The following is a 21429-nucleotide window of genomic DNA, read 5'->3' as shown; positions in this document are numbered from 1 at the left end:
TGTCTCCCGAAACGAAAAAGGCCCCGCATCGGCGGGGCCTCGTGAAGCCAACCAGTCCATCGTCGGACCATCCCTGCCCTCTCCCCTGACAAGGGGAGAGGGATACCGAAGCTTGCCAGCTTTGCTGGCTAGCGCAGGTTTATAGAGGGGTCGGGGAGCCACAGGCTCGCGCGAGCGCACCAGCATGACCATCGCGGACTATCCAGCTCCGGGTTTATTCCTGTCGCGGCTGGTCGCCCTGTCCGGTTGCTGGCCGACATCCGAACTGCCGGATTTCCTTAACCTGCATCCACGCGGCAAAGCGCGCCATGAGCCGGGCCTCGGCACCCCGCATCAATTCGATCTGCTGGTCGCGGGATATGCGCACCGCCACCCGGTCCGTAACGTCAACCATCCGCACGAATGCTTGTCCGTTGCATCGACCGGCGCAGATCATCGCCGATCGCACGCCAATCGGAGGAGGCACTCCCGGCGTCGATCGCACGCCACGTCCGACCCATTCCCGGCACGGCGATGATCTGCGCCATCCCATTCAACAGCGATTTTGCCACAGGTGGCGATCGATACTGGTTCATGCCCCATGTCCTTGGCCGTGTGTCATGAGGATGCGGGACAGGCCGCATATCCGCCGATCCCGTCCACAACGACATTTCACCGATCATCGACCCGCCGGCTACCCGGTTCCACCGAAACGGACCCAATTTCGCCCGCCACCCCCTCGTCGTCCCGGCGCAGGCGGGGACCCATATGCGCCAACGTTCCGGCTTACCCGCACCGTCGGCGTCAATGGATTCCCGCCTTCGCGGGAATGACGGGAGAATCGGTGACGCTCCCCCCTCACAACACCCTAACGCTCGCCATCCCCTTCGCCGCCAGCATCAGCTCCCACAGCGCCCACACCAGCGCGTCGGCCCGGTCGGGCGAACGCCCCGGCCCCGCATACCCGCCACCGCGCACCAGCCCGCACAGCTCGTCCTCCAGCGCGGGGAACATGCCGACGTGGAACGCCTTGCCCAGCTCGTACAGCGCCATCACCGGCTCGGCCCGCGCCACCTTGCCGCGCGACGCATGGACCAGCATCACCGGCAGCACCGTGTCGGCGGCGCGCAGCACGCTTTCGACCATCGCCCCGCCCTGGTTGGACTCCGCCACCACCCGGTCGGCGCCGTGCCGTGCCGCACACGCCGCCACCGCGCGCGCCCAGCCCTCGGGGCTGGCTCCCACCACGCTCGCGTCCTCCAGCACATAGGCGCGCCCGTCGGTGCCCAGCATCGCCGCGACGATCCCGCACGCATCGCGGCCGATCCCGGCGGGCGGATCGACCCCCACCACCACCCGCGCGACCGGCGGCGCGTCCGCCACCCGCTGCCGGTCGAGCAGCTCGCGGCTCCACAACGCGCCCTCGGCCTCGTCGATCAGTTCGCCGTCCATCTCCTGCCGGCCCATCCGCGTGCCGGCATAGCTCGCCTCGATCTGCTCCATGAAGAACGCCGGCAGATGCGCGTTGTCGTGCGTCCGCCCGGTCGTGACCACCACCTTCTTCATCCGCCGGATGCGCTTGAGCAGCGGGATCGCCCTCGGCGTCGTCGTCACCAGCGTCTGCGGCCGCTCGCCGAGTCTCAGGCCCAGCATCAGATTGTCCCACGTCGCCTCGGGCTTGCGCCATTTGGTCAGCTCGTCGCACCACGCGATGTGATGCGACGGGCCGCGCAGCGCATCGGGCGTCTCGGCGGAAAAGACCTGCGCCTCCGCCCCCGATCCGAACTCGACGACCCCGCGCGACGGCCACCAGCGGACATTGCCGTAATGCCGCCCGACCGCCATCAGCCCCGCCTCGCCGCGCACCATCACGCTCTCCACGTCATGCCGCGTCGCCCCGACCAGCGCGATGCGCAACGCCCCGTCCTCGACCGCGCGGGTGCAGACCCATTCCGCCCCCGCCCGCGTCTTGCCGAACCCGCGCCCCGCCTGGATCAGCCACACGCTCCAGTCGGTATCGGCCAGCGACTGGCCGCGATGGGCATACAACCCCCAGCGCGTCGCCAGCTCGCGCCGCTGGCTGGGATGCAGCCTGAGCAGGAAACGGTCGAGCGCGGCGTCGTCCATCCGCGACAGCAGCGCGAGTTCGGCGTCGACCCCGCTCACGTCCGCCCCTCGAACTTCTGGCGCAGGCTGCGCAACCGCTTCTTGAGCATCGCGTCGGTTTCGGCCTGCGTCGCGCGATATTGCGTGTCGCGCTGCCCCAGATTCTCGTTCTTCAACATCCGGCGATGCCGGTCGAGCAGGGCCAGCGCCTGATCGAACGTCACCGGCCCGGCGATCACCCGATCGGGATCGCCCACCGCCACCTCGTCCAGCGGGTTGAGCGCGCGGTGGAGCAATTCCCCCTCCAGCCGGTCGTATCCGGCGAGCAGCGCCATGCGCCACTGGTCGGCGAACGCCGGGTCGCGCCGCCGCAGCGAATAGAGGCTCGCCTGCGACAGCCCCACCGCCTCGCACGCCGCGCGCACGTTGCAGGTGGCGCTGACATGATCCAGAAACGCCTCGCGCCGCACCTGCGTCCAGCCATGCCCCACCCGCTGCCGCTGCACCGGCCGCCGGTTGGCCCCGGTCAATCGTTCGTCCGCCATGTCCGCCCCCCAGACGCGCGTCGGGGCCGGCAGCACCCCCGTGCCCGGCCCCGACCCGCAATTCCCGATGTTCCTGTTTTGTGCCATATCAGCGTTGCGATGTCAAGCAGGATTATCCCATCTGGTTCGTTTCGCTGGCGGCATGGTATCCGGCGGCCGGCGACCCCATATACGGTCCATCGCTGGCAAGTCGGTCCCGTAGGCGCCAGCGGCCGGGAGACGCACGCGCTTCCGCTTACGCTGCCGGAGCGTCGCTGATGGACCTCAATGATTTGCTACATTCGCACCAGGTCGCGCAGATGCGCGCGACCCGTGCCGCCTCGCCCGAAGCCGCCCATTCGCATCGCGGTATGGTGCGCGGCTACGAACATCGCATATCGGTGATGCGCGCGCTGCTCGGCGCCTCGGGACGGATGGTGAGCGCATGACCGGGTCGACCACGCCTGAATCGGCCGCTCCCGAATCGGCCGCCCCCGAGCAGCCCGCCGTCGATACGGCCAAGCCGCGCTCGAAACAGTTTCGCCGCGCCTACACCACCGTGCGCCTGACCCCGGATCAGGCAACACGGCAGGGTCAGGTCGCGACCAGCGCCTTCCACCATTTCGGCGGCCGCGACGCGGCGATGGCCTTCCTCAACGCGCATGACGAGACGCTCGGCGGCCGCCCGCTCGACCTCGCCATCGCCAGCCCCGACGGCCTCGCCGCCGTCGAAGCGGCAATGCAGGCACGGGTCGCCGCGTAACGACTATCCGGCGGGGCCGCGTTACAGCCCCGCCAGCATCGCGCTCCACGCCGCGACTTCGTCGTCATGCTGGCGGGTGATCGTGAGCGGCCCGGCGATACCGGTGTCGGGATCGACCTCGATCGCCCCTTCCCATGTCACCGTGGCATTGCCGGCGATCGTCACCATGCCGTCGGCATCGGCGCGCGCGCGCACCATGCCGCCGGCATTGAAAACCGCCGTATCGACCCCCCAGCCGATCCGCCCGGTCCGCGCGGCGGCATGGGTCGACGCCGCCATCGCGCTTCCGCAACTGTCGGTCAGCCCGACGCCGCGCTCATAGGTCCGCACGAACAACGCGGGCGCATGCCCCACCTCGCGCAGCTCGACGAAGCTGACATTGGCCCGCGCCGGGATCAACGCCGGCGCCGCCTCGCACCAGTCGCCCAGCCGGACCAGTTCGTCCTCATCGACCGCCTCGACGAAGGTGACGAGGTGCGGATTGGGCATCGCCACCGCCGTGAAGCTCCGCGCGCTCGGCAGCCCCGGAATCGGCGCGTCGACGAACGGCGCGGTCTGCTGCGTCACCAGCCCAACCTCGCCTGGGTTCAGCGACACCGGCCCGGCGCGCGTCTCGATCGTCGCGACGCCCGGCGCAATGTCGGCCACGATCCGCGCCCCGGCATCGCTCTGCTTCAACCGCACCCGCCCCTCGCGTGTCCCCGTCAACGCAAACCCCAGCCGCGCGGTACAGCGCAGTCCGTTCAGACACGTCTCCGCCTCCGACCCATCGGGATTGAACATCCGCATACCAAAAATATGCGAATTATCTGAATGGGTTAGCAATAAAAGCCCATCCCCGCCGACATCGCCCGACCGGTCGGCCAGCGCCCGCGCCACCCGCGCCCATTGCGTATCGTCGAGCGCGATCCCGCGCGCATCGATCAGCGGGAAGTCGTTGCCCGACCCATGGGTGTGGACGAAGGAGAAACGCATGTGGCCGCAATCCCGAACAAGGAGGTTGCGCGCCATATCGCGCCTGCCCCGCCGCAGCGAAAGAGCCGAAAGCGTAAATATGGGCGACATGGCGCGCCGCGCTGTGCCACTATCGCCGGATTGTGAGCGAACTGCTGTCCCTGCTGCTGCTCGTGCTGGTGGCCGTTCTCGGTGTGGCGCTGCTACGCCTATCGCGCCGCGTCGCCCTGCTCGAAGCGAAGCTCGGCCTCGCCCCCGCGCCCGTCGTCCTGCCCGAGCCGCTGCCGCGCCCCGCCCCCGCCGCCCGCCCCGAACCGCACATCGAGTGGCCCGCGCCGCCGCCGCGTCCCAAACGCCCCCGTCCGTCGATCGATCTCGAAACGCTGGTCGGCGCGCGGTTGCCGGTGTGGATCGGCGGCCTCGCGCTGGTCGTCGCCGGCATCTTCCTCGTCCGCCTGTCGATCGAGGCGGGCTGGCTGACCCCCACCGTCCGTACCCTGTTCGCCGCCGGCTTCGCGCTGCTGCTGCTGGCCGGGGCGGAAGGTGCCCGCCGCCTGCCCGCCACCCGCGGCGATCCGCGTGTCGGGCAGGTGCTGGCCGGCGCGGGCATCGCCTCGGCCTATGCCACGCTCTATCTCGCCGCCGCGCTCTATCATCTCGTCAGTCCGCTGACCGGCTTCGTCGTGATGCTCGGCGTCACCGCGCTCGGCCTGTTCCTTGCCCTGCGCCACGGCCCGCCGACCGCCGTCATGGCGCTGATCGGCGGGTTCGCCGCGCCGCTGGTCGCGGGCTATGACGCGGCGGGGATTGGCCCGCTGCTCGTCTATCTCGGCCTGTTCGTCGCCGCGCTGCTCGGCCTCGCCAGCGTGCGCGGCTGGGCATGGCTCGCCGTCACCACGCTCGTCACCGGCTTCGGCTGGTCGGCGCTGCTGATCGCGCTGCTCCCGACCAGCGATCTCGCCGCGCTGGGGCTGTTCGTCGTCGCGCTGGGCATCGGCGGCGCGCTGGCGGCACCGCGCACCGGCGTCACCCACCGCCTGCTGCGCGCCGCGCCGGTAGTGGTCGCGCTGGTCCAGTTGCTGGCGCTCGCCCCTGCGCTCGATTTTTCGGCGCTGGCGTGGGGCTTCTACCTCGTCCTCGCCGCCGCCGCGCTGTTCCTCTCTTTCCGCGACGGCGCGCTGCTCCCCGCCGGGCTGGCTGCCGCGATCCTCGTCACGCTACTGGTCGCCGCCGGGCTGGCGGCGGGCAGTACGACCACCCCGGTCGCGCTGCCCGTCGCGATCCTGCTGTTCGCCCTGAGCGGGGGCGCGCTGTCGCGCCGCTCGGCGCAATGGGTGATGATCGCGCTGGTCGGCGGCATCGGTCCGCTGCTCGCCGCGCAACTGGTCGACCCCGGCCTGCTGCCGCCGATCGGCTGGGCCGCCGCATGGGGCCTGCTCGGCGCGGCCGGCGCGCTGCTCGGGCAGCGGCACCGCGACCGGCGGGATACCGGCGACCTCGGGCTGGTCGGCGGCATCGCCACCGCCGCGCTCGGCCTCGCGCTCGCGCTCGCCAATCTCGTGCCGCCCGCCTTCGCCACGCTCGCGCCGCTCGCCGCACTCGCGCTGCTGGCGGCGGCGCTGCCGCAGGATCGTGGCGCGCTCGCCCGGCTGGCGGCGCTCCCCGCGCTGGCGCTGCTCGCGCTGATCGCGCCGACGCTGACCGCGATCGGCCACACCGTCGCGCTGGCGATCCTGTACGAAGCGCTGCCCTACACCACCCTGCCGTCAGCCGCCGACGCACTGACACAAGCGCTGCTCCCCGCGCTCGCGCTGCTCGGCCTCGCCCGCTGGCGGCGCGGCCTATTCGGTCCGGTCGCCGTGCCGATCCTCACCGCCGCCACGGCCATCGCGATCCTCGGCGGCTATGTCCTGCTCAAACAGCCGCTCGCCATCGCCACCCTGCCCCGCTTCGTCAGCCTCGGCTTCGTCGAGCGCGCCGCGATCACCGACCTCGCGCTGGTCGCCGGCTGGCTGCTGTGGCACCGCATCCCGGCGCTGGCGCGCGCACTCGTCGCGGTGGCGCTCGCCCGGCTGGTCTGGTTCGACCTGATCGGCCTCAACCCGGCCTGGATCGAACAGGAAGTCGGCCCGCTTCCGCTGCTCAACGCCGCCACGCTCCACCTCGGTCTGGTCGCGCTGATACTATGGCGGCTCCCCGGCCTGCCGCAGCGTCACCTCGCCGCCGCCGCGCTCACCCTGCTGGCGGTCCTCGCCACCATCCGTCAGGCGACGCATGGCACGCTGCTGACCGGCCCGGTGACGTCAGGCGAGAATTGGGGCTATTCGGCGGCGATGCTCGCCCTCGCCATCCTGTGGCTGTGGCAGGGGGTGGCGCGCGACCGGCGCGAGCTGCGCCGCTTCGGCCTGACATTGCTCACCCTCACCACCCTCAAGGTCTTTCTGATCGATGCCGCCGCACTCGGCGGCATCTGGCGGATCGTTTCGTTCTTGGGATTGGGCCTCGCGCTGATCGCGATCGGTTGGGGCTATCGCCGCTTCCTCACCCCAGCCGATAATGCGCCGCCAGCCGGTCCAGCGCCAGCGTCAGCACCAGCCGCCCCGATCTGATCGGCCAGCCCAGCGCCTTTTCCGCCGCCGGCAACCCCTCGCCCGCGCACACCGTCCGCCACAAGATGTCCGACAGCCCCGGCCCGACCGCCGCGATCGCCGCATCGAACCGCGCCTTCGCCGCCAACTGCCCGCCCGACGGATCGGCCGGCACCCCCTTGGCCCCACGCGGCGCGCCGTCCCAGCGCATCGTCACCCGGGGGCCGAGCGACGCCGCCTCATACGCCTCGCGCAGCCGCTCCCCCGCATCATATTGCCGCGTATCGACCAGCCCGCGCGCTTTCAGCCAATCGAGCGGCGATTCGCGCAAATTCACCTGCACCCGCCGCCCGCCCGGCATGTCCGTCACCCGTCCCGCCTCCAGCCGCCGCTCGACCAACTCCCGCATAGACCCGCTCCTTCGTCGTTGCCGCGAACCCTTGCCACGACGCGCAAGCTGTAGGACAGCGCTACAAACCAGATAGGTTGGAGAGACACCGCCATGATAACCGCGATCCGCGAGGTCCGCCGTGCGCGGCGGCTGACGCTGGAAGAGGTCGCCGCACGCTGCGTGCCGCCCACCACCGCGCAGACGATCGGCCGGCTGGAGACGGGCACCCGCACCGTCTCGGTCGGCTGGCTCAACCGCATCGCGCTGGCGCTGGAGGTGGAGGCGGCCGATCTCGTCCGCCTGCCTGACCGCGCCGACATCGTCGTCGCCGCGATTATGGACGCCGCCGGCGTCACCGCGCCGCGCAGGCAGGCCAGCGTCGTGCCGCCGCGCCCCGACGGCGATCTGGTGGCGGTCGTCGTCGATCAGGCGATGGGCGACTATCGCAGCGGCGATACGCTATGGTGCCGCCGCCTCGCCCCGCCGGCCTTCGCGCAGGCGCTGGGCCGCGACGTGCTGGTGCCGATGCCGGCGGGCAGCTTCCTGTTCGGCCGGCTGCTCGGCCTCGACCCCGACCGGCTGACCGTCCTGCCGATCGGCACCGGCGCGCTCCATGTTCTGGCCGTCACGCCATGGCTGGCGGTCGCCGAGCAACTGGTGCGAAAGCTGTGATTTTTGGGTGAAGCGTCGTGACGCTGTGGCACGGCCGTGGTAGCGCATGCGCCATGCCCGTTTCGGCCGCCGCCTCCGCCCGCGAAATCCTGACGAACCTTCACGACGTGATGGCGTCGCGAAGTCCGGCGCAGGCCAAACTCAACTCGGTCGTCCGCATCATCGCCGAAGCGCTCGATAGCGAGGTCTGCTCGATCTACCTGCTGCGCGAGGGGCTGCTCGAACTCTTCGCCACCGTGGGGCTGGCGCAGGAAGCGGTCCACGTCACCAAACTGGCGACCGGCGAGGGCCTCGTCGGCACCATCGTCGCCAATGTCGAGACGCTCAATCTGGCCGAAGCCGCGACCCACCCCGACTTCGCCTACCGGCCGGAGACGGGCGAGGACAAATATCACAGCTTCGCCGGCGTGCCGATCATCCGCCGCGAACGTGCCGTCGGCGTGCTGGCGGTGCAGCATGCCGATCCGCGCCGTTATGCCGATGTCGAGATCGAAGCGCTGCAGACCGTCGCGATGGTCCTGTCCGAACTGATCGCCAACGCCGACCTGATCGACCCGACCGGCGGCACCCCCACCCGCCCGCAGGCGACCGGCGCGATGCGGGTCGACGGGTTCAAGCTGGTCGAGGGCATGGCATCGGGCGTCGCGGTGTTCCACCAGCCGCGCATCGTCATCGAACACACCGTCGCCGAGGATACCGAAGCCGAGCGCCACCGCGTCTATGCCGCGTTCGACAAGATGCGCGACCAGATCGAACGCATGTCGAACCAGGCCGAATTCGGCGTCGGCGGCGAACATGACGAGGTCCTCGCGACCTACAAGATGTTCGCCTATGACGAAGGCTGGGCGCGGCGCATCAACGAGGCGATCGACAGCGGCCTGACCGCCGAGGCGGCGATCGAGCGCGTCCAGCAACGCACCCGCATGCGGATGCGCGAGATCAAGGACCCGCTGCTCGCCGACCGGATGCACGACCTCGAGGACCTGTCCAACCGGTTGCTGCGCATCGTCTCGGGACAACTGGGCACCGCCGCGCAGATGGGCCTGCGGCAGGACACCATCCTGCTCGCGCGCAACCTGGGTCCCGCCGAACTGCTCGAATACGACCGCCGCCGGCTGAAGGGCGTCGTGCTGGAGGAGGGGTCGCTCACCGCGCATGTCGTCATCGTCGCGCGGGCGATGGGCGTGCCGGTGCTGGGGCGCGTGCGCGACATCAAGCGGCTGATCGCCGAGGGCGACCGGCTGCTGCTCAACTCGGTCGAGGATTTGCTCGTCATCCGCCCGACCCCGGCGATGGAGGAAGCGTTCGAGGCGCGGCTGGCGCTGACGCAGAAGCGCCGCGCCGCCTTCGCCGCGATGAAGGGCGAACCGCCGGTCACGAAGGACGGCCACCGCATCACGATGATGGTGAACGCAGGGCTTCGCGACGACGTGGCGGCGCTCGACCTGACCGGCGCGGACGGCATCGGCCTGTTCCGCACCGAATTCCAGTTCCTCGTGTCGGCCACCCTGCCGCAGCGCGAACGCCAGCAGCGGCTCTACCGCGACGTGCTGGAGGTCGCGGGCGACCGCCCGGTCGTGTTCCGCACCGTCGACATCGGCGGCGACAAGGCGCTGCCCTATCTCGACCACGCCGATGGCCATGTCGAGGAGAACCCGGCGATGGGCTGGCGCGCGCTGCGGCTCGCGCTCGCCCGCGAAGGATTGATGAAGGCGCAGGCGCGCGCATTGATCGAGGCGGCGTCGGGTCGTACGCTCAACGTCATGTTCCCGATGGTGTCCGAACCCTGGGAGTTCGAGGAAGCCCGCACCATCTTCGAGGCGCAGCGCGACTGGCTGCGCGAACGCGGCCGCACGCCGCCGACCGACATCCGCTATGGCGCGATGCTGGAGGTGCCGGCGCTGGCCGACGTGCTCGATTTCCTGTGGCCGAACCTCGACTTCCTGTCGATCGGCACCAACGACCTGACGCAGTTCCTGTTCGCCGCCGATCGCGCCGATCCCCGGCTCGCGGTGCGCTACGACTGGTTGTCGCCCGCCATCCTGCGCTTCCTGCGCCGGGTGACGCGCGAGGCGCATGCGGCGGGCAAGCCGGTGGCGGTGTGTGGCGAGATGGGCGGACGGCCGCTCGAAGCCATGGCGCTGATCGCGATCGGTATCGACCGGCTGTCGATCACCCCGGCGGCGGTCGGCCCGGTCAAGGCGATGATCCGCTCGCTCGATCGTACGGCGGCGATGGCGCAGGTCGAATCGCTGCTGGCCACCCCCTCGCGCTCGCTGCGGGAGCCGCTGGAGGAATGGGCGCGGGCGAACGGTGTCGAATTGAACTGATCGCACGGCGGTTTGCCGCGCTGCGGCGTTGACACCCGCCGCCGCCTATCCGAAACCGCGTGACAGGTCGAAAGGCGGACAGTCCGCCGTGGAAGGAGTATCGATGACGGACGGCGAGGGCACCACCGGCACGCCGCGAACGGCGGGCATGATGCTGCGCCAGGCGCGGGAGGCGCAGGGGCTGACCCTGTCCGACATCGCACAGCGCACCCGCATTCCGCTGCGCCACCTCGAAGCGGTCGAGGACGGCAAGTTCCAGGCATTGCCGTCGATCACCTATGCGATGGGCTTCGGCCGGTCCTATGCCCGCGCGGTCGGCGTGGACGAGACGGAGGTGGCGCGCGCGCTGCGGGCCGAACTGGCGATCAGCTATCAGCGGCCCGAACCCCTGCAGGACCTCGAACCGATCGGCGAGCGGCGCGGCCCCTCGATGGGGGCGACCGCGATCGGCGCGGCGGTGGCGATCGTGCTGCTGCTGATCGTCGGGGTCTATTTCGGCACCTCGCTGCTGCGCAAGGACGATCCCGTCACCGCGCCCGCCGCGACCGTCGCCGCCGATCTCGGCATGCTGCCCCCCACCCCGACGCCGGGCGCCGCGCCCGCCGCCGGTGGCGCGGCCCCCGCCGCCGTGCCGGCGGGCAGCGGTGGGCAGGTGGCGCTCACCGCGACCGGGTCGGTGTGGATTCGCGTGTTCGACGATGGCGGCACGATCACCAACCGCGAACTCAAGCCGGGCGAGCGCTACGACGTGCCGATGACCGCGAAGAACCCGCAGATCCGCACCGGCCGTCCCGATCTGTTGACGGTCACGCTCAACGGGTCGAACATCGCGCCGCTCGGCACCGCCGAACGCGCGATCACCGTCGGAGTCAGCGCCGATGCGCTGCGCGCACGCGGCACCGCCACGCCGACCCCGGCACCGGCGGGTTAAGCGTGGCGACAGGGTGGAGGCCACAGGATAAAGCAATGAAGCATCAACGCCCTGTTCCCATGCGCACGGCTCCCATGCGCGCGCTTGCCGCCCTGCCGTTCCTCGCGCTCGTGCTGAGCGTGCCCGCCGTCGCGCAGCAGACCCAGCTCGACGGCCGCGTCAACAAGCTGGAGCGCGAGATGCGCGCGGTGCAGCGCAAGGTGTTCCCCGGCGGCGCGCCCAACCAGGTCGAACCGCAGATCACCGCGCCGACGCAAACGCTCGACATCCCCGGCACCCCGACCAGCGGCCCCCTCGCCACGCTGGAGGCGCGGCTGAGCGCGCTCGAATCGCAGCAGCAGACGCTCACCAACCAGATCGAACAGGCGCAGTACAAGCAGCGCCAGTTGGAAGAACAGTTCATCGCCTATCGCCGGACGACCGACCAGCGGCTCACCGCGCTGGAAAGCAACGGCGCGACCGTGACCCCGGCCACCCCCGGTGCGATCGCGGCAGCGGGCGATACCAGCGTCAGCCCGCCGGTCGTGCGCGGGTCGGGCAACGGCGGCGGGACGCTCGGCGGCACCCGCCCGGCCACGCCGCGCCCGACGACCACGCCGCCCCCCGCGCCGGCGGCGACCACCACCGATCCCGCCCGCGCGGGCCGCATCGCGGCAATCGAAAAGCCCGCCTCGGGCGACGCGGCGGAGGACGGCTATCTCTACGGCTTCCGCCTGTGGAGCGCGAAGCTGTATCCCGAAGCCATTGCCGCGCTGAAACCGGTGGTCGACAAATATCCGCAGCACCGCCGCGCCAGCTATGCCCAGAACCTGATCGGCCGGTCGTATCTCGACGACGGCAAACCCTCGCTCGCCTCGATCGCCTTCTACGACAATTACAAGAAGATGCCCGATGGCGAACGCGCACCCGACAGCCTGTTCTATCTGGCCGACGCGCTCATCAAGCTGAAAAAGACCAAGGAAGCCTGCGACGTCTATGGCGAGCTGGGCGAGGTCTATGGCGACAAAATCTCGCCGCAGATGAAGGCCGATGTCGTGAAGGGTCGCGCGGCTGCCAAATGCGCTGCCTGATCCGGCCAGGCGGTTCGCACGCGATCTGATCGCGCTCGCCGCCGCGCCTGTCCCTGACCGGCCGCTGGCCATCGCCGTATCGGGTGGCCCCGATTCGATGGCGCTGCTCCGACTCGCGGCGGCCGCCTTTCCGGCCAGCGTCATCGCCGCGACCGTCGACCACCGGCTGCGCGCGGCGGCGGCGGACGAGGCGGCGATGGTCGCCGACTGGTGCCGGACGCAGGGCATCGCACACGCCACCCTCGCCCCCGCGACCCCGCCCGCCGGGGCCAGCATCCAGGCACAGGCACGCCACGTCCGCTATGCGCTGCTCGGGGACTGGGCGCTGACCGCCGGGGCATGCGCGCTCGCCACCGCGCACCATGCCGACGATCAGGCCGAAACCTTCCTGATGCGCGCCGCGCGTGGCTCCGGCCCCGCCGGCCTCGCCGGCATCCGCCCGCGCTGGGACTTCGCGCCCGATCGCTGGGCAGCCATGGCTCCACCCCGGCCGTACCCCCGCGCGGGCGGGGGTCTAGAGTCCGACAGACCGGACGTAAGCGCGATACGCCCTGGCCCCCCGCCTGCGCGGGGGTACGATCGTCCAATCCGCCTCCCCATCGTGCGTCCGCTGCTCGGCTGGCGCCGCGCCGAGCTGCGCACCATCGCCGCCGCGCTGCCGTTCGTCGACGATCCGTCGAACATCGATCCCCGCCACGACCGCACCGCCGCCCGCGCGCTGCTGGCGCAAGGCCATCTCGACCCGACCGCCCTCGCCGCCGCCGCCGCGCATTGCCGCGAGGTCGATGCCGCGCTCGGACAGACCGTCGACTGGCTCTGGCGCACCCGCCGCTTGCCCGCCGATCCGGGCGAAGTCCGCCTCGATCCCGCCGACCTGCCGCGCGAACTGTGCCGCCGCCTCGCCCGTCGCGCGATCGGCGCGGTTCGCGCCCATGCCGCCTGCGAGGGTCGCTGGTCCGATTCGGCCAATATCGAGCCGTTGCTCGATGCGCTGACCGCGCACAAACCAGCGACGCAGGCTGGCGTTTTCGCGGCCGTCCGGGGGCCGCACTGGCACTTCCGCCCCGCTCCGCCGCGACGATCAGTCTGATCGGCTTTGTTCCATTGCCATTAACTTGCGGCAGCCTATCTTGGTGGCACTGAGAGGTATCACTTCGGCATGAACGATAACGACAAGCAGAACGGCCCCGACGGTGGCGGTGGCGGCAATCCGTGGATGAAGAGCCTGCTGATCTGGGTCGGCATCCTCGTCTCGCTCGCCATGTTCGTGACGCTCTTCGACGGGCGATCGGCGCAGACCCAGGGACAGGTCGTTCCCTATTCGACCTTCCTCGACAAGGTTGACGAGGGTTCGGTGCGCGAGGTCAACATTGCGCCGAACACGATCACCGGCATCTACACCAATGACGAGAAGTTCCGCACCAACGCGCTGAACGATCCCAATCTGATCGAACGGCTGCGGACCAAGAACGTCACGATGAACGCGCGCCCCGAAGAGGGTCCGAACATCTGGCTCGTCATGCTGTACCAGTCGCTGCCGTTCCTGCTGTTCCTCGGCATCGCCTTCTTCGTCCTGCGCCAGATGCAGAAGGGCGGCGGCGGCGGCGGCGCGATGGGCTTCGGCAAGTCGCGCGCGCGCATGCTCACCCAGAAGGAAGGCAAGGTCACGTTCGACGATGTCGCCGGCATCGACGAGGCACGCGCCGAGCTGACCGAAATCGTCGACTTCCTCAAGGACCCGACCAAGTTCGCCCGGCTGGGCGGCAAGATTCCGAAGGGCGCACTGCTGGTGGGTTCGCCCGGCACCGGCAAGACGCTGCTCGCCCGCGCAATCGCGGGCGAGGCCGGTGTGCCGTTCTTCACCATCTCCGGCTCGGACTTCGTCGAGATGTTCGTCGGCGTCGGTGCCAGCCGCGTGCGCGACATGTTCGAACAGGCCAAGAAGTCGGCCCCCTGCATCGTGTTCATCGACGAAATCGACGCGGTCGGCCGTCATCGCGGCGCGGGTCTGGGCAATGGCAACGACGAGCGCGAACAGACGCTGAACCAGTTGCTGGTCGAGATGGACGGGTTCGAGGCGAACGAGGGCATCATCATCGTCGCGGCGACCAACCGTCCCGACGTGCTCGACCCCGCGCTGCTGCGTCCGGGCCGCTTCGACCGGCAGGTCGTGGTGCCGCGCCCCGACATCGAAGGCCGGATCAAGATCCTTCAGGTCCATATGAAGAAGGTGCCGCTGGCCCCCGACGTCGACCCGCGCGTCATCGCGCGCGGTACGCCCGGCTTCTCGGGCGCGGACCTTGCCAACCTCGTCAACGAAGCGGCGCTGACGGCGGCGCGCAAGGGCAAGCGCCTCGTCGCGAACCAGGAGTTCGAGGAGGCGAAGGACAAGGTCATGATGGGGGCCGAGCGGCGCTCGATGGTGATGACCGACGATGAAAAGCGGATGACCGCCTATCACGAAGCCGGCCATGCCATCGTCTCGCTGCACGAACCCGCGTCGGACCCGATCCACAAGGCGACGATCATCCCGCGCGGCCGTGCGCTCGGCATGGTGATGCGCCTGCCCGAACGCGATTCGTACAGCTATCACCGCGACAAGATGTACGCGAACCTGTCGGTCGCGATGGGCGGCCGCATCGCCGAGGAGATCATCTTCGGCTATGACAAGGTATCGTCGGGCGCCTCGGGCGACATCCAGCAGGCGACCGGCCTCGCGCGCGACATGGTGACGCGCTGGGGCATGTCCGACGCGGTCGGCCCGGTCGAATATGGCGAACCGCAGGGGGAGAGCTTCCTCGGCTATTCGGCATCGGCCCCGTCGCGCATGTCGAACAAGACCGCCGAACTGATCGACAGCGAGATCAAGCGCATCGTCGAAGGCGGCCTGTCGCGCGCACGCCAGTTGCTGACCGACCATGTCGACCAGCTCCACCTGCTGGCGGGCGCGCTGCTCGAATACGAAACCCTCTCGGGCGACGAGATCAAGCGCCTGATCGCGGGCGAAACCATCGACCGCGACATCGGCACGCCCACCACCCCGCTGTCGGCCGGCGGCACGTCGATCCCCAAGACCCGCCGCCCGCGCGGCCCCTTCGGATCGCCGACGCCTCAGGGGGCATAAGCCCTCACTGCTTCGGCTCGAACGGCGGCGTCGTACTCCTCGGGGGTACGGCGCCGCTGTCGTATTGCTTGACCGGCGCTTGACAACCACCCCGCCCCGCCGGACGATGTAACATCATCCCATCGCCGAACCTGGCGACCCGTGGAGCCTGTCCCGATGCGTCTACGCCCCCTCCTCCTCGCCTGCACCCTCGCGCTGGCCGCGCCCGCACTCACCGCGCAGACCGCGCCCGGCCCCGACATCTGGCCGCCCAATGGCGACATCCCGGCGAAATTCACGCCGCCGACCGACAAGTACAATTACGTCCGTCGCGAGGTGATGATCCCGATGCGCGACGGGGTGAAGCTGCACACCGTCATCATGATTCCGAAGGGCGCGGCGAACGCGCCGATCCTTCTCACCCGCACGCCCTACAACGCCTCGGGCCGGGTCGCGCGCAGCGACAGCACCGATTATGTCGCCGCGCTGCCGCAGGGCGACGAGGTGTTCACCCGCGCCGGCTATATCCGCGTGTTCCAGGACATTCGCGGCAAATACGGCTCGGAGGGCGAATATGTCGTCACCCGTCCGGTGCGTGGGGCCCTCAACCCGACGACGACCGATCACGTCACCGACGCCTATGACACGATCGACTGGCTGGTGAACAAGGCGAACCTGCCCGAGAGCAACGGCCGCGTCGGCATGCTGGGGTCGTCCTACGAGGGGTTCACCGTCGTCATGGCGTTGCTGAACCCGCATCCCGCCCTGAAGGTCGCCGCGCCCGAAAGCCCGATGATCGATGGCTGGATGGGCGACGACTGGTTCCACTACGGCGCGTTCCGCCTGGCGAACATCGGCTGGATCGGCAGCCAGACGGGATACAAGGGACCGGGCGAATCGCCACCGTCGACGACCTATGACGATTACGACCAGTTCCGCCGCGTCGGATCGGCCAACGACTGGGCAAAGGCGTCGGGCTATGCGCAACTGCCCTTCTGGCAGCGCTTCGTCGCCCATCCGGCCTATGACGCCTATTGGCAGGGACAGGCGCTCGACAAGCTGCTCGCCGCCAATCCGTCGAACGTGCCGACGATGTGGGAACAGGGGCTGTGGGATCAGGAGGACATGTACGGCGCGATCACCGCATGGGAAGCGCTGAAGGCCAGGGGCAAGGGTGGCAACAACTTCCTCGTCATGGGACCGTGGCGGCACAGCGGCGCGAACTATGACGGGTCGTCGCTGGGCGATCTGAAGTTCAACGGCGACACCGCGCTGCAATGGCGCGAGAAGTATCTGTTCCCGTTCTTCGACCAGTATCTGCGCAACGGCCGCCCGGCGTTCACCCCGCCGCAGGCGCTGATCTACAACACCGGCGAGAATCACTGGGACGAACTGGCGCAGTGGCCGCTCGCCTGTGACACGGGCTGCGCCGCGCCGATGAAGCCGATCTATCTGGGTGCCGATGGCGATCTCGGCTTTGCCCCCGCACCGGCGGGCGGTGACAGCTATGTCTCCGATCCGGCCAAGCCCGTCCCGCACCTGTCACGGCCGGTGAACTTCGACGATGGCCGGTGGAAGGCATGGCTGGTCAGCGACCAGCGCCATGTCGACGGCCGCACCGACGTGATGACCTATCAGACGCCGGTGTTGACGCAGGCCGTAAAGGTCGCGGGTGCGCCGATCGCCGATCTGTTCGCGAAGACCACCGGCACCGACGGCGATTTCGTGGTGAAGGTGATCGACGTGTACCCCGATGTGGTGCCGGGCGAACCGGCCAAGGGCGGCTATCAACTGCCGATCGCGCTCGACATCTTCCGTGGCCGCTACCGCAACGATGTCGCCAAGCCCTCGGCGATCCCGGCGAACAAGACGCAGCGCTACCGCTTCCGCCTGCCGACGGTGAACCATGTGTTCCAGCCGGGGCACCGCATCATGGTGCAGGTGCAGTCGTCGCTGTTCCCGCTCTATGATCGCAACCCGCAGACCTATGTCCCCAACATCTTCACCGCACCGAAATCGGCGTACAAAAAGGCGACGGTGACGATCGAACGCGGCGGCGCGACGCCGAGCGCGGTGTGGCTGCCGGTGGTGCCGACCAACTGACCTTCGCTTCCTGAACGGAAGCCGTCGGGGGCGGGTCGGGTTGCGATGGCCGCACCGCTCGCCCCGCCCCCGCCGTCACCCCGGACTGGTTCCGGGGGGACGAAGCGTGCGCGACGACCGTTCGGGACCCCCCAAACCCTTCTGTCCTACAGCCATTCGTTCCTGATACGTTCTCCACTCAACGAGGAGAACGACCATGACCATCGACCGACTGATCGACGAGGTGATCGACCGCGAGGGTGGCTATAGCGACCATCCCGCCGATCGCGGCGGTGCGACCCGCTATGGGATCACCGAGCGCATCGCCCGCGCCGAAGGCTATGCCGGCGACATGCGCCATTTCCCCCGCGCGCAGGCGGTCCAGCTCTACCGCCGCCGCTACTGGCTCGCACCCGGCTTCGACCAGGTGGCCAGACGTGCGCCGCTGCTCGCCGCCGAATTGTTCGATACCGGCGTCAACATGGGGCCGACGGTCGCGGCGGGCTTCCTGCAACGCACGCTGAACGCGCTCAACCGGGGTGCGCGCGACTGGGCGGACGTGACGCTCGACAGCACGATCGGCACGCGCACGCTCGCCGCGCTCGACGCGATGCTGGCCAGCCGTGGCCCGGCGGCCGAAGCGGTGCTGGTCAAGGCGATCAACGCCTTGCAGGGCGAACGCTATCTCCGCCTCGCCGAAACGCGGCCCGCCAACGAATCCTTTCTCTACGGCTGGCTGGCCCAGCGCATAGGCTGACAAGTGTAAACTTTGTAAACTTTGAACTCACAGGAGCCCATGATGCTGCCGACCCTGATCGCGCCGATCGCCAGCCTGCTCGACAAGCTGATCCCCGACCCACAGGCGCGCAACGCCGCCAAGCTCGAACTCCTTCGCCTCGAATCCACGCGCGATCTGGATGCGACCCGCGCCCAGCTTCAGGCGATCGTGGCGGAGGCGCAGTCGACCGACCGCTGGACCGCCCGCGCGCGGCCGGGCTTCCTCTATGTGATGTACGCGCTGCTGCTGTGGTCGATCCCGATGGGTCTGCTCGCCGCGATCGAGCCGCATCTGGCGGAGTCGGTCGCGCGCGGCATGACCGCCTATCTGCGCGGCATCCCGGAGGAACTCTACGCGCTCTTCGGCACCGGCTATCTCGGCTACACCGCCGCGCGGGCATGGGGGAAAGCCAAGGGCGTGGAGAAATGATCGCCCGCTGACCTCCGCAGGAGGGGGGAACTTGGCGAAGCCGCCCCCCCTCCCCATATCGCGCCTCATGAGCAAAGAGACGGTGTGGCACGGCACCACGATTGTATCCGTGCGTCGCGGCGGTCGTGTGGTGATCGCGGGGGATGGGCAGGTTTCGGCCGGACAGACGGTCATGAAACCCAATGCAAGGAAGGTCCGCCCGCTGGGCGACGGCAAGGTTATCGCCGGTTTCGCCGGGGCGACCGCCGATGCCTTTACCCTGTTCGAACGGCTGGAGGCCAAGCTGGAGCGCCATCAGGGCCAGTTGCTGCGCGCCGCGGTGGAACTGGCCAAGGACTGGCGGACCGACAAGTTCCTGCGCAACCTCGAAGCGATGCTGATCGTCGCCGACAAGGATGTGACGCTGGTGGTGACGGGCAACGGCGACGTGCTCGAACCCGAAGCGGGTATCGCCGCGATCGGCTCGGGCGGGAACTTCGCCCTGGCCGCCGCCCGCGCGCTGTCCGACTATGAAGGCGATGCGGAGAAGGTGGCGCGCAAGGCGCTCGCGATCGCCGCCGAACTGTGCGTCTACACCAACGACCGCGTGACTCTCGAAGCGCTCGACAGCGCCAACTGAACCGGACAGCCCATGAACGACCAGCTTACCCCCAAGGCGATCGTCGCCGCGCTCGACGCGCACATCATCGGACAGCATGATGCCAAGCGCGCGGTCGCCGTGGCGCTGCGCAACCGCTGGCGTCGCCAGCAGCTCTCGCCCGACCTGCGCGACGAGGTGTCCCCGAAGAACATCCTGATGATCGGACCCACCGGCTGCGGCAAGACCGAGATCAGCCGTCGCCTCGCCAAGCTGGCCGACGCGCCGTTCGTGAAGGTGGAAGCGACCAAGTTCACCGAGGTCGGCTATGTCGGTCGCGACGTCGAACAGATCGCGCGCGATCTGGTCGAGGAAGCAATCCGGCTGGAGCGCGAACGCCGCCGCGTGGCGGTGAAGGACAAGGCCGAGGAAGCGGCGATGGCCCGCCTGCTCGACGCGCTGACCGGCAAGGGCGCGAGCGAGGCGACCCGCGAGGCGTTCCGCCAGCGCTTCCGCGACGGGCATATGGACGACAAGGAGGTCGAGATCGAACTCGACGCCCAACCGCAGATGCCGTTCGAGGTGCCCGGTGCTGCGCCGCAGATGATCGACCTGTCGGCGATGATGGGCAAGGCGTTCGGCCAGGGCCAGCAGAAGCGCCGCAAGCTGACCGTGCGCGCCGCATGGGACAAGCTGGTCGAGGAAGAGGCCGACAAGCGGCTCGACCAGGACGAGGTCAGCCGCGTCGCGCTGGCCGATGCCGAGGCGAACGGCATCGTGTTCCTCGACGAGATCGACAAGATCGCGGTCAGCGACGGACGCGGCGGCGGATCGATCAGCCGCGAAGGCGTGCAGCGCGACCTGCTGCCGCTGATCGAGGGGACGACCGTCGCCACCAAATACGGCCCGATGAAGACCGACCATGTCCTCTTCATCGCATCGGGCGCGTTCCATGTGGCCAAGCCCAGCGACCTGCTGCCCGAACTTCAGGGGCGGCTGCCGATCCGGGTCGAGCTGAAGGGGTTGAACGAGGCCGATTTCATCGCGATCCTGTCGGACACCAAGGCATCGCTGCCCGCGCAATATCGCGCGCTGCTGGCGACCGAATCGGTCGACGTGACCTTTACCGACGACGGCATCGCCGCCGTCGCCCGCATCGCGGCGGAGGTGAATGCCGAGATCGAGAATATCGGCGCGCGCCGCTTGCAGACGGTGATGGAAAAGCTGCTGGAGGAAATCAGCTTCGATGCCGAGGACCGCAAGGGCGACGCGGTGACGATCGACGCCACCTATGTCGACAAGCAACTGGCGAGCATCGCGCGCAACACCGACCTCAGCCGCTACGTGTTGTAAGGCTGTCGACGGTCCGATCCACCCTCGAACGAACCGTCATCCCAGCGAAGGCTGGGATCTCCCGGTGACAGTGCGCGACAAGAGCCGCTTGAGACCCCAGCCTTCGCTGGGGTGACGTTTGGTTGAAGGGGGAGCGGACCTTGGGACCGATCGACATTCAGCCATACGGTGACTCATGCACCTCCCCTCCCTGACAAGAGTTTCGGGTCGGTCATGCTCCCAGCATGACCTGAACAGTGCGGGGCACTGTTCACCCGAAACTGGGTTGGGGGTGGGTAGGCTGGTTGTGGAGCGCTTACGTTTTCTCTCGGGCCAACCCACCCCCCGGCCCCTCCCTTGTCAGGGAGGGGAGCAGATCAGGAAGGCGTTTTGCTGACTGTCGATCCGGCTCAGCTCGCCTTGTCGTAGGGCACGAACATACCGAAGGTACAGTCGCCCGACGGAATCTGCGATCCCCGGTCGATCAGCCGGAAACGGTCGTTGCGACACACTTGCGTACCGTACAGGATCGACACGACGATCTGGTCGTCGCGCAGGAACGGGCACCGGTCGCGGACCTGCGTCCGCCACAGCCGCTTGCCGCTCTGGCGATAGACGAGCGAGTCGCCGATCACCTGCGGCCCGTCGATGAAGCCGGTCGGGATACAGTTCTGCGCCGCGCCGGGCGTCCGCCCCGCCAGCGCCTTGGCGAGCAGCCGGTCGCCGCGCGCCTGGGTTTCCGCCTGTTGCTGCGGGGTCGCGCACGCCCCCAGCATCAACGCCGCCGCCGTCCATGCCAATCGCTTCATGCCGCTTCTCC

21 protein-coding genes are annotated in these 21429 nt (G+C 69.2%); 14 read left to right on the top strand and 7 right to left on the bottom strand.

What is annotated here, in order from left to right:
* Window positions 1-214 precede the first annotated feature (214 nt).
* The 4 genes from LRA89_RS00855 to LRA89_RS00840 all read right to left on the bottom strand — a co-directional run bounded on the left by LRA89_RS00855 (window position 215) and on the right by LRA89_RS00840 (window position 2630).
* Window positions 215-394, bottom strand: a complete 180-nt coding sequence (locus tag LRA89_RS00855; protein ID WP_230635635.1) for a hypothetical protein — start codon at window positions 392-394, stop codon at window positions 215-217.
* Window positions 387-575 carry a hypothetical protein gene (locus LRA89_RS00850; RefSeq protein WP_156349068.1) on the bottom strand — a complete coding sequence of 63 codons (189 nt, stop codon included), beginning with the start codon at window positions 573-575 and terminating at the stop codon, window positions 387-389. Before LRA89_RS00850 ends, LRA89_RS00855 begins: the two co-directional genes overlap by 8 nt.
* A 262-nt stretch (window positions 576-837) precedes the next feature.
* Window positions 838-2145, bottom strand: a complete 1308-nt coding sequence (locus LRA89_RS00845) for a DNA-packaging protein (protein WP_230635633.1) — start codon at window positions 2143-2145, stop codon at window positions 838-840.
* Window positions 2142-2630 (bottom strand): hypothetical protein, encoded by a 489-nt coding sequence (locus tag LRA89_RS00840; RefSeq protein ID WP_230635631.1) that lies wholly within the window; start codon window positions 2628-2630, stop codon window positions 2142-2144. The genes LRA89_RS00845 and LRA89_RS00840 overlap by 4 nt, the downstream gene beginning before the upstream one ends.
* 257 nt (window positions 2631-2887) lie before the next feature.
* Between LRA89_RS00840 and LRA89_RS00835 the strand changes: the two genes are divergently transcribed.
* Both LRA89_RS00835 and LRA89_RS00830 read left to right on the top strand, forming a co-directional pair.
* Window positions 2888-3058 carry a hypothetical protein gene (locus LRA89_RS00835; protein ID WP_164490766.1) on the top strand — a complete coding sequence of 57 codons (171 nt, stop codon included), beginning with the start codon at window positions 2888-2890 and terminating at the stop codon, window positions 3056-3058.
* Window positions 3055-3372, top strand: a complete 318-nt coding sequence (locus LRA89_RS00830; protein WP_230635629.1) for an MbcA/ParS/Xre antitoxin family protein — start codon at window positions 3055-3057, stop codon at window positions 3370-3372. The genes LRA89_RS00835 and LRA89_RS00830 overlap by 4 nt, the downstream gene beginning before the upstream one ends.
* A gap of 21 nt (window positions 3373-3393) precedes the next feature.
* Here the strand turns inward: LRA89_RS00830 and dapF are convergent, their stop codons facing one another.
* Window positions 3394-4347 (bottom strand): diaminopimelate epimerase, encoded by a 954-nt coding sequence (dapF, locus tag LRA89_RS00825; RefSeq protein ID WP_230635627.1) that lies wholly within the window; start codon window positions 4345-4347, stop codon window positions 3394-3396.
* A gap of 122 nt (window positions 4348-4469) precedes the next feature.
* On the opposite strand from dapF, the gene LRA89_RS00820 reads away from it, so the two are divergent.
* Window positions 4470-6935, top strand: a complete 2466-nt coding sequence (locus tag LRA89_RS00820) for a DUF2339 domain-containing protein (protein ID WP_230635625.1) — start codon at window positions 4470-4472, stop codon at window positions 6933-6935.
* Here the strand turns inward: LRA89_RS00820 and LRA89_RS00815 are convergent.
* Entirely contained in the window at window positions 6868-7323 is a 456-nt protein-coding gene (locus LRA89_RS00815) for a DUF6456 domain-containing protein (protein ID WP_230635623.1), read from the bottom strand. The genes LRA89_RS00820 and LRA89_RS00815 overlap by 68 nt on opposite strands.
* A gap of 93 nt (window positions 7324-7416) precedes the next feature.
* Between LRA89_RS00815 and LRA89_RS00810 the strand changes: the two genes are divergently transcribed.
* The 11 genes from LRA89_RS00810 (at window position 7417) to hslU (ending at window position 20630) form a co-directional block, all read left to right on the top strand.
* The gene (locus LRA89_RS00810; RefSeq protein ID WP_230635621.1) at window positions 7417-7977 is read left to right on the top strand and encodes a helix-turn-helix domain-containing protein; all 561 of its coding nucleotides are present in this window, start codon (window positions 7417-7419) and stop codon (window positions 7975-7977) included.
* A gap of 53 nt (window positions 7978-8030) precedes the next feature.
* Entirely contained in the window at window positions 8031-10307 is a 2277-nt protein-coding gene (gene ptsP, locus LRA89_RS00805) for a phosphoenolpyruvate--protein phosphotransferase (protein ID WP_230635619.1), read from the top strand.
* 103 nt (window positions 10308-10410) lie between these two features.
* Window positions 10411-11238 carry a helix-turn-helix domain-containing protein gene (locus LRA89_RS00800; RefSeq protein ID WP_230635617.1) on the top strand — a complete coding sequence of 276 codons (828 nt, stop codon included), beginning with the start codon at window positions 10411-10413 and terminating at the stop codon, window positions 11236-11238.
* 59 nt (window positions 11239-11297) lie between these two features.
* Window positions 11298-12308: a tetratricopeptide repeat protein gene (locus LRA89_RS00795; RefSeq protein ID WP_230635615.1), complete on the top strand. Its 1011-nt coding sequence runs from the start codon at window positions 11298-11300 to the stop codon at window positions 12306-12308.
* The gene (gene tilS / locus LRA89_RS00790; RefSeq protein WP_443024921.1) at window positions 12301-13398 is read left to right on the top strand and encodes a tRNA lysidine(34) synthetase TilS; all 1098 of its coding nucleotides are present in this window, start codon (window positions 12301-12303) and stop codon (window positions 13396-13398) included. The genes LRA89_RS00795 and tilS overlap by 8 nt, the downstream gene beginning before the upstream one ends.
* Window positions 13399-13467: 69 nt before the next feature.
* Window positions 13468-15432: an ATP-dependent zinc metalloprotease FtsH gene (ftsH, locus tag LRA89_RS00785; RefSeq protein ID WP_055757738.1), complete on the top strand. Its 1965-nt coding sequence runs from the start codon at window positions 13468-13470 to the stop codon at window positions 15430-15432.
* Window positions 15433-15588: 156 nt separating this feature from the next.
* Window positions 15589-17514 carry a CocE/NonD family hydrolase gene (locus tag LRA89_RS00780; RefSeq protein ID WP_230635613.1) on the top strand — a complete coding sequence of 642 codons (1926 nt, stop codon included), beginning with the start codon at window positions 15589-15591 and terminating at the stop codon, window positions 17512-17514.
* A 196-nt stretch (window positions 17515-17710) separates the two neighbouring features.
* Complete coding sequence (locus LRA89_RS00775) at window positions 17711-18250, top strand: glycoside hydrolase family 108 protein (protein WP_230635611.1); 540 nt, start codon at window positions 17711-17713, stop codon at window positions 18248-18250.
* 42 nt (window positions 18251-18292) lie between these two features.
* Window positions 18293-18700 carry a holin family protein gene (locus LRA89_RS00770; protein ID WP_230635609.1) on the top strand — a complete coding sequence of 136 codons (408 nt, stop codon included), beginning with the start codon at window positions 18293-18295 and terminating at the stop codon, window positions 18698-18700.
* 67 nt (window positions 18701-18767) lie between these two features.
* On the top strand, window positions 18768-19319 hold the full coding sequence (hslV, locus tag LRA89_RS00765; protein ID WP_055757729.1) for an ATP-dependent protease subunit HslV: 552 nt from the start codon (window positions 18768-18770) through the stop codon (window positions 19317-19319).
* 12 nt (window positions 19320-19331) lie between these two features.
* Window positions 19332-20630: an ATP-dependent protease ATPase subunit HslU gene (gene hslU / locus LRA89_RS00760; RefSeq protein WP_230635607.1), complete on the top strand. Its 1299-nt coding sequence runs from the start codon at window positions 19332-19334 to the stop codon at window positions 20628-20630.
* A gap of 389 nt (window positions 20631-21019) precedes the next feature.
* Here hslU and LRA89_RS00755 read toward each other — a convergent pair whose 3' ends face one another.
* Window positions 21020-21418 (bottom strand): hypothetical protein, encoded by a 399-nt coding sequence (locus LRA89_RS00755; RefSeq protein ID WP_230635605.1) that lies wholly within the window; start codon window positions 21416-21418, stop codon window positions 21020-21022.
* Window positions 21419-21429 lie beyond the last annotated feature (11 nt).

Origin of the sequence: Sphingomonas sp. Leaf4, assembly GCF_920939515.1 — a bacterium.
GTDB lineage: Bacteria > Pseudomonadota > Alphaproteobacteria > Sphingomonadales > Sphingomonadaceae > Sphingomonas.
This window is presented reverse-complemented; position numbering and strand designations above follow the sequence as displayed.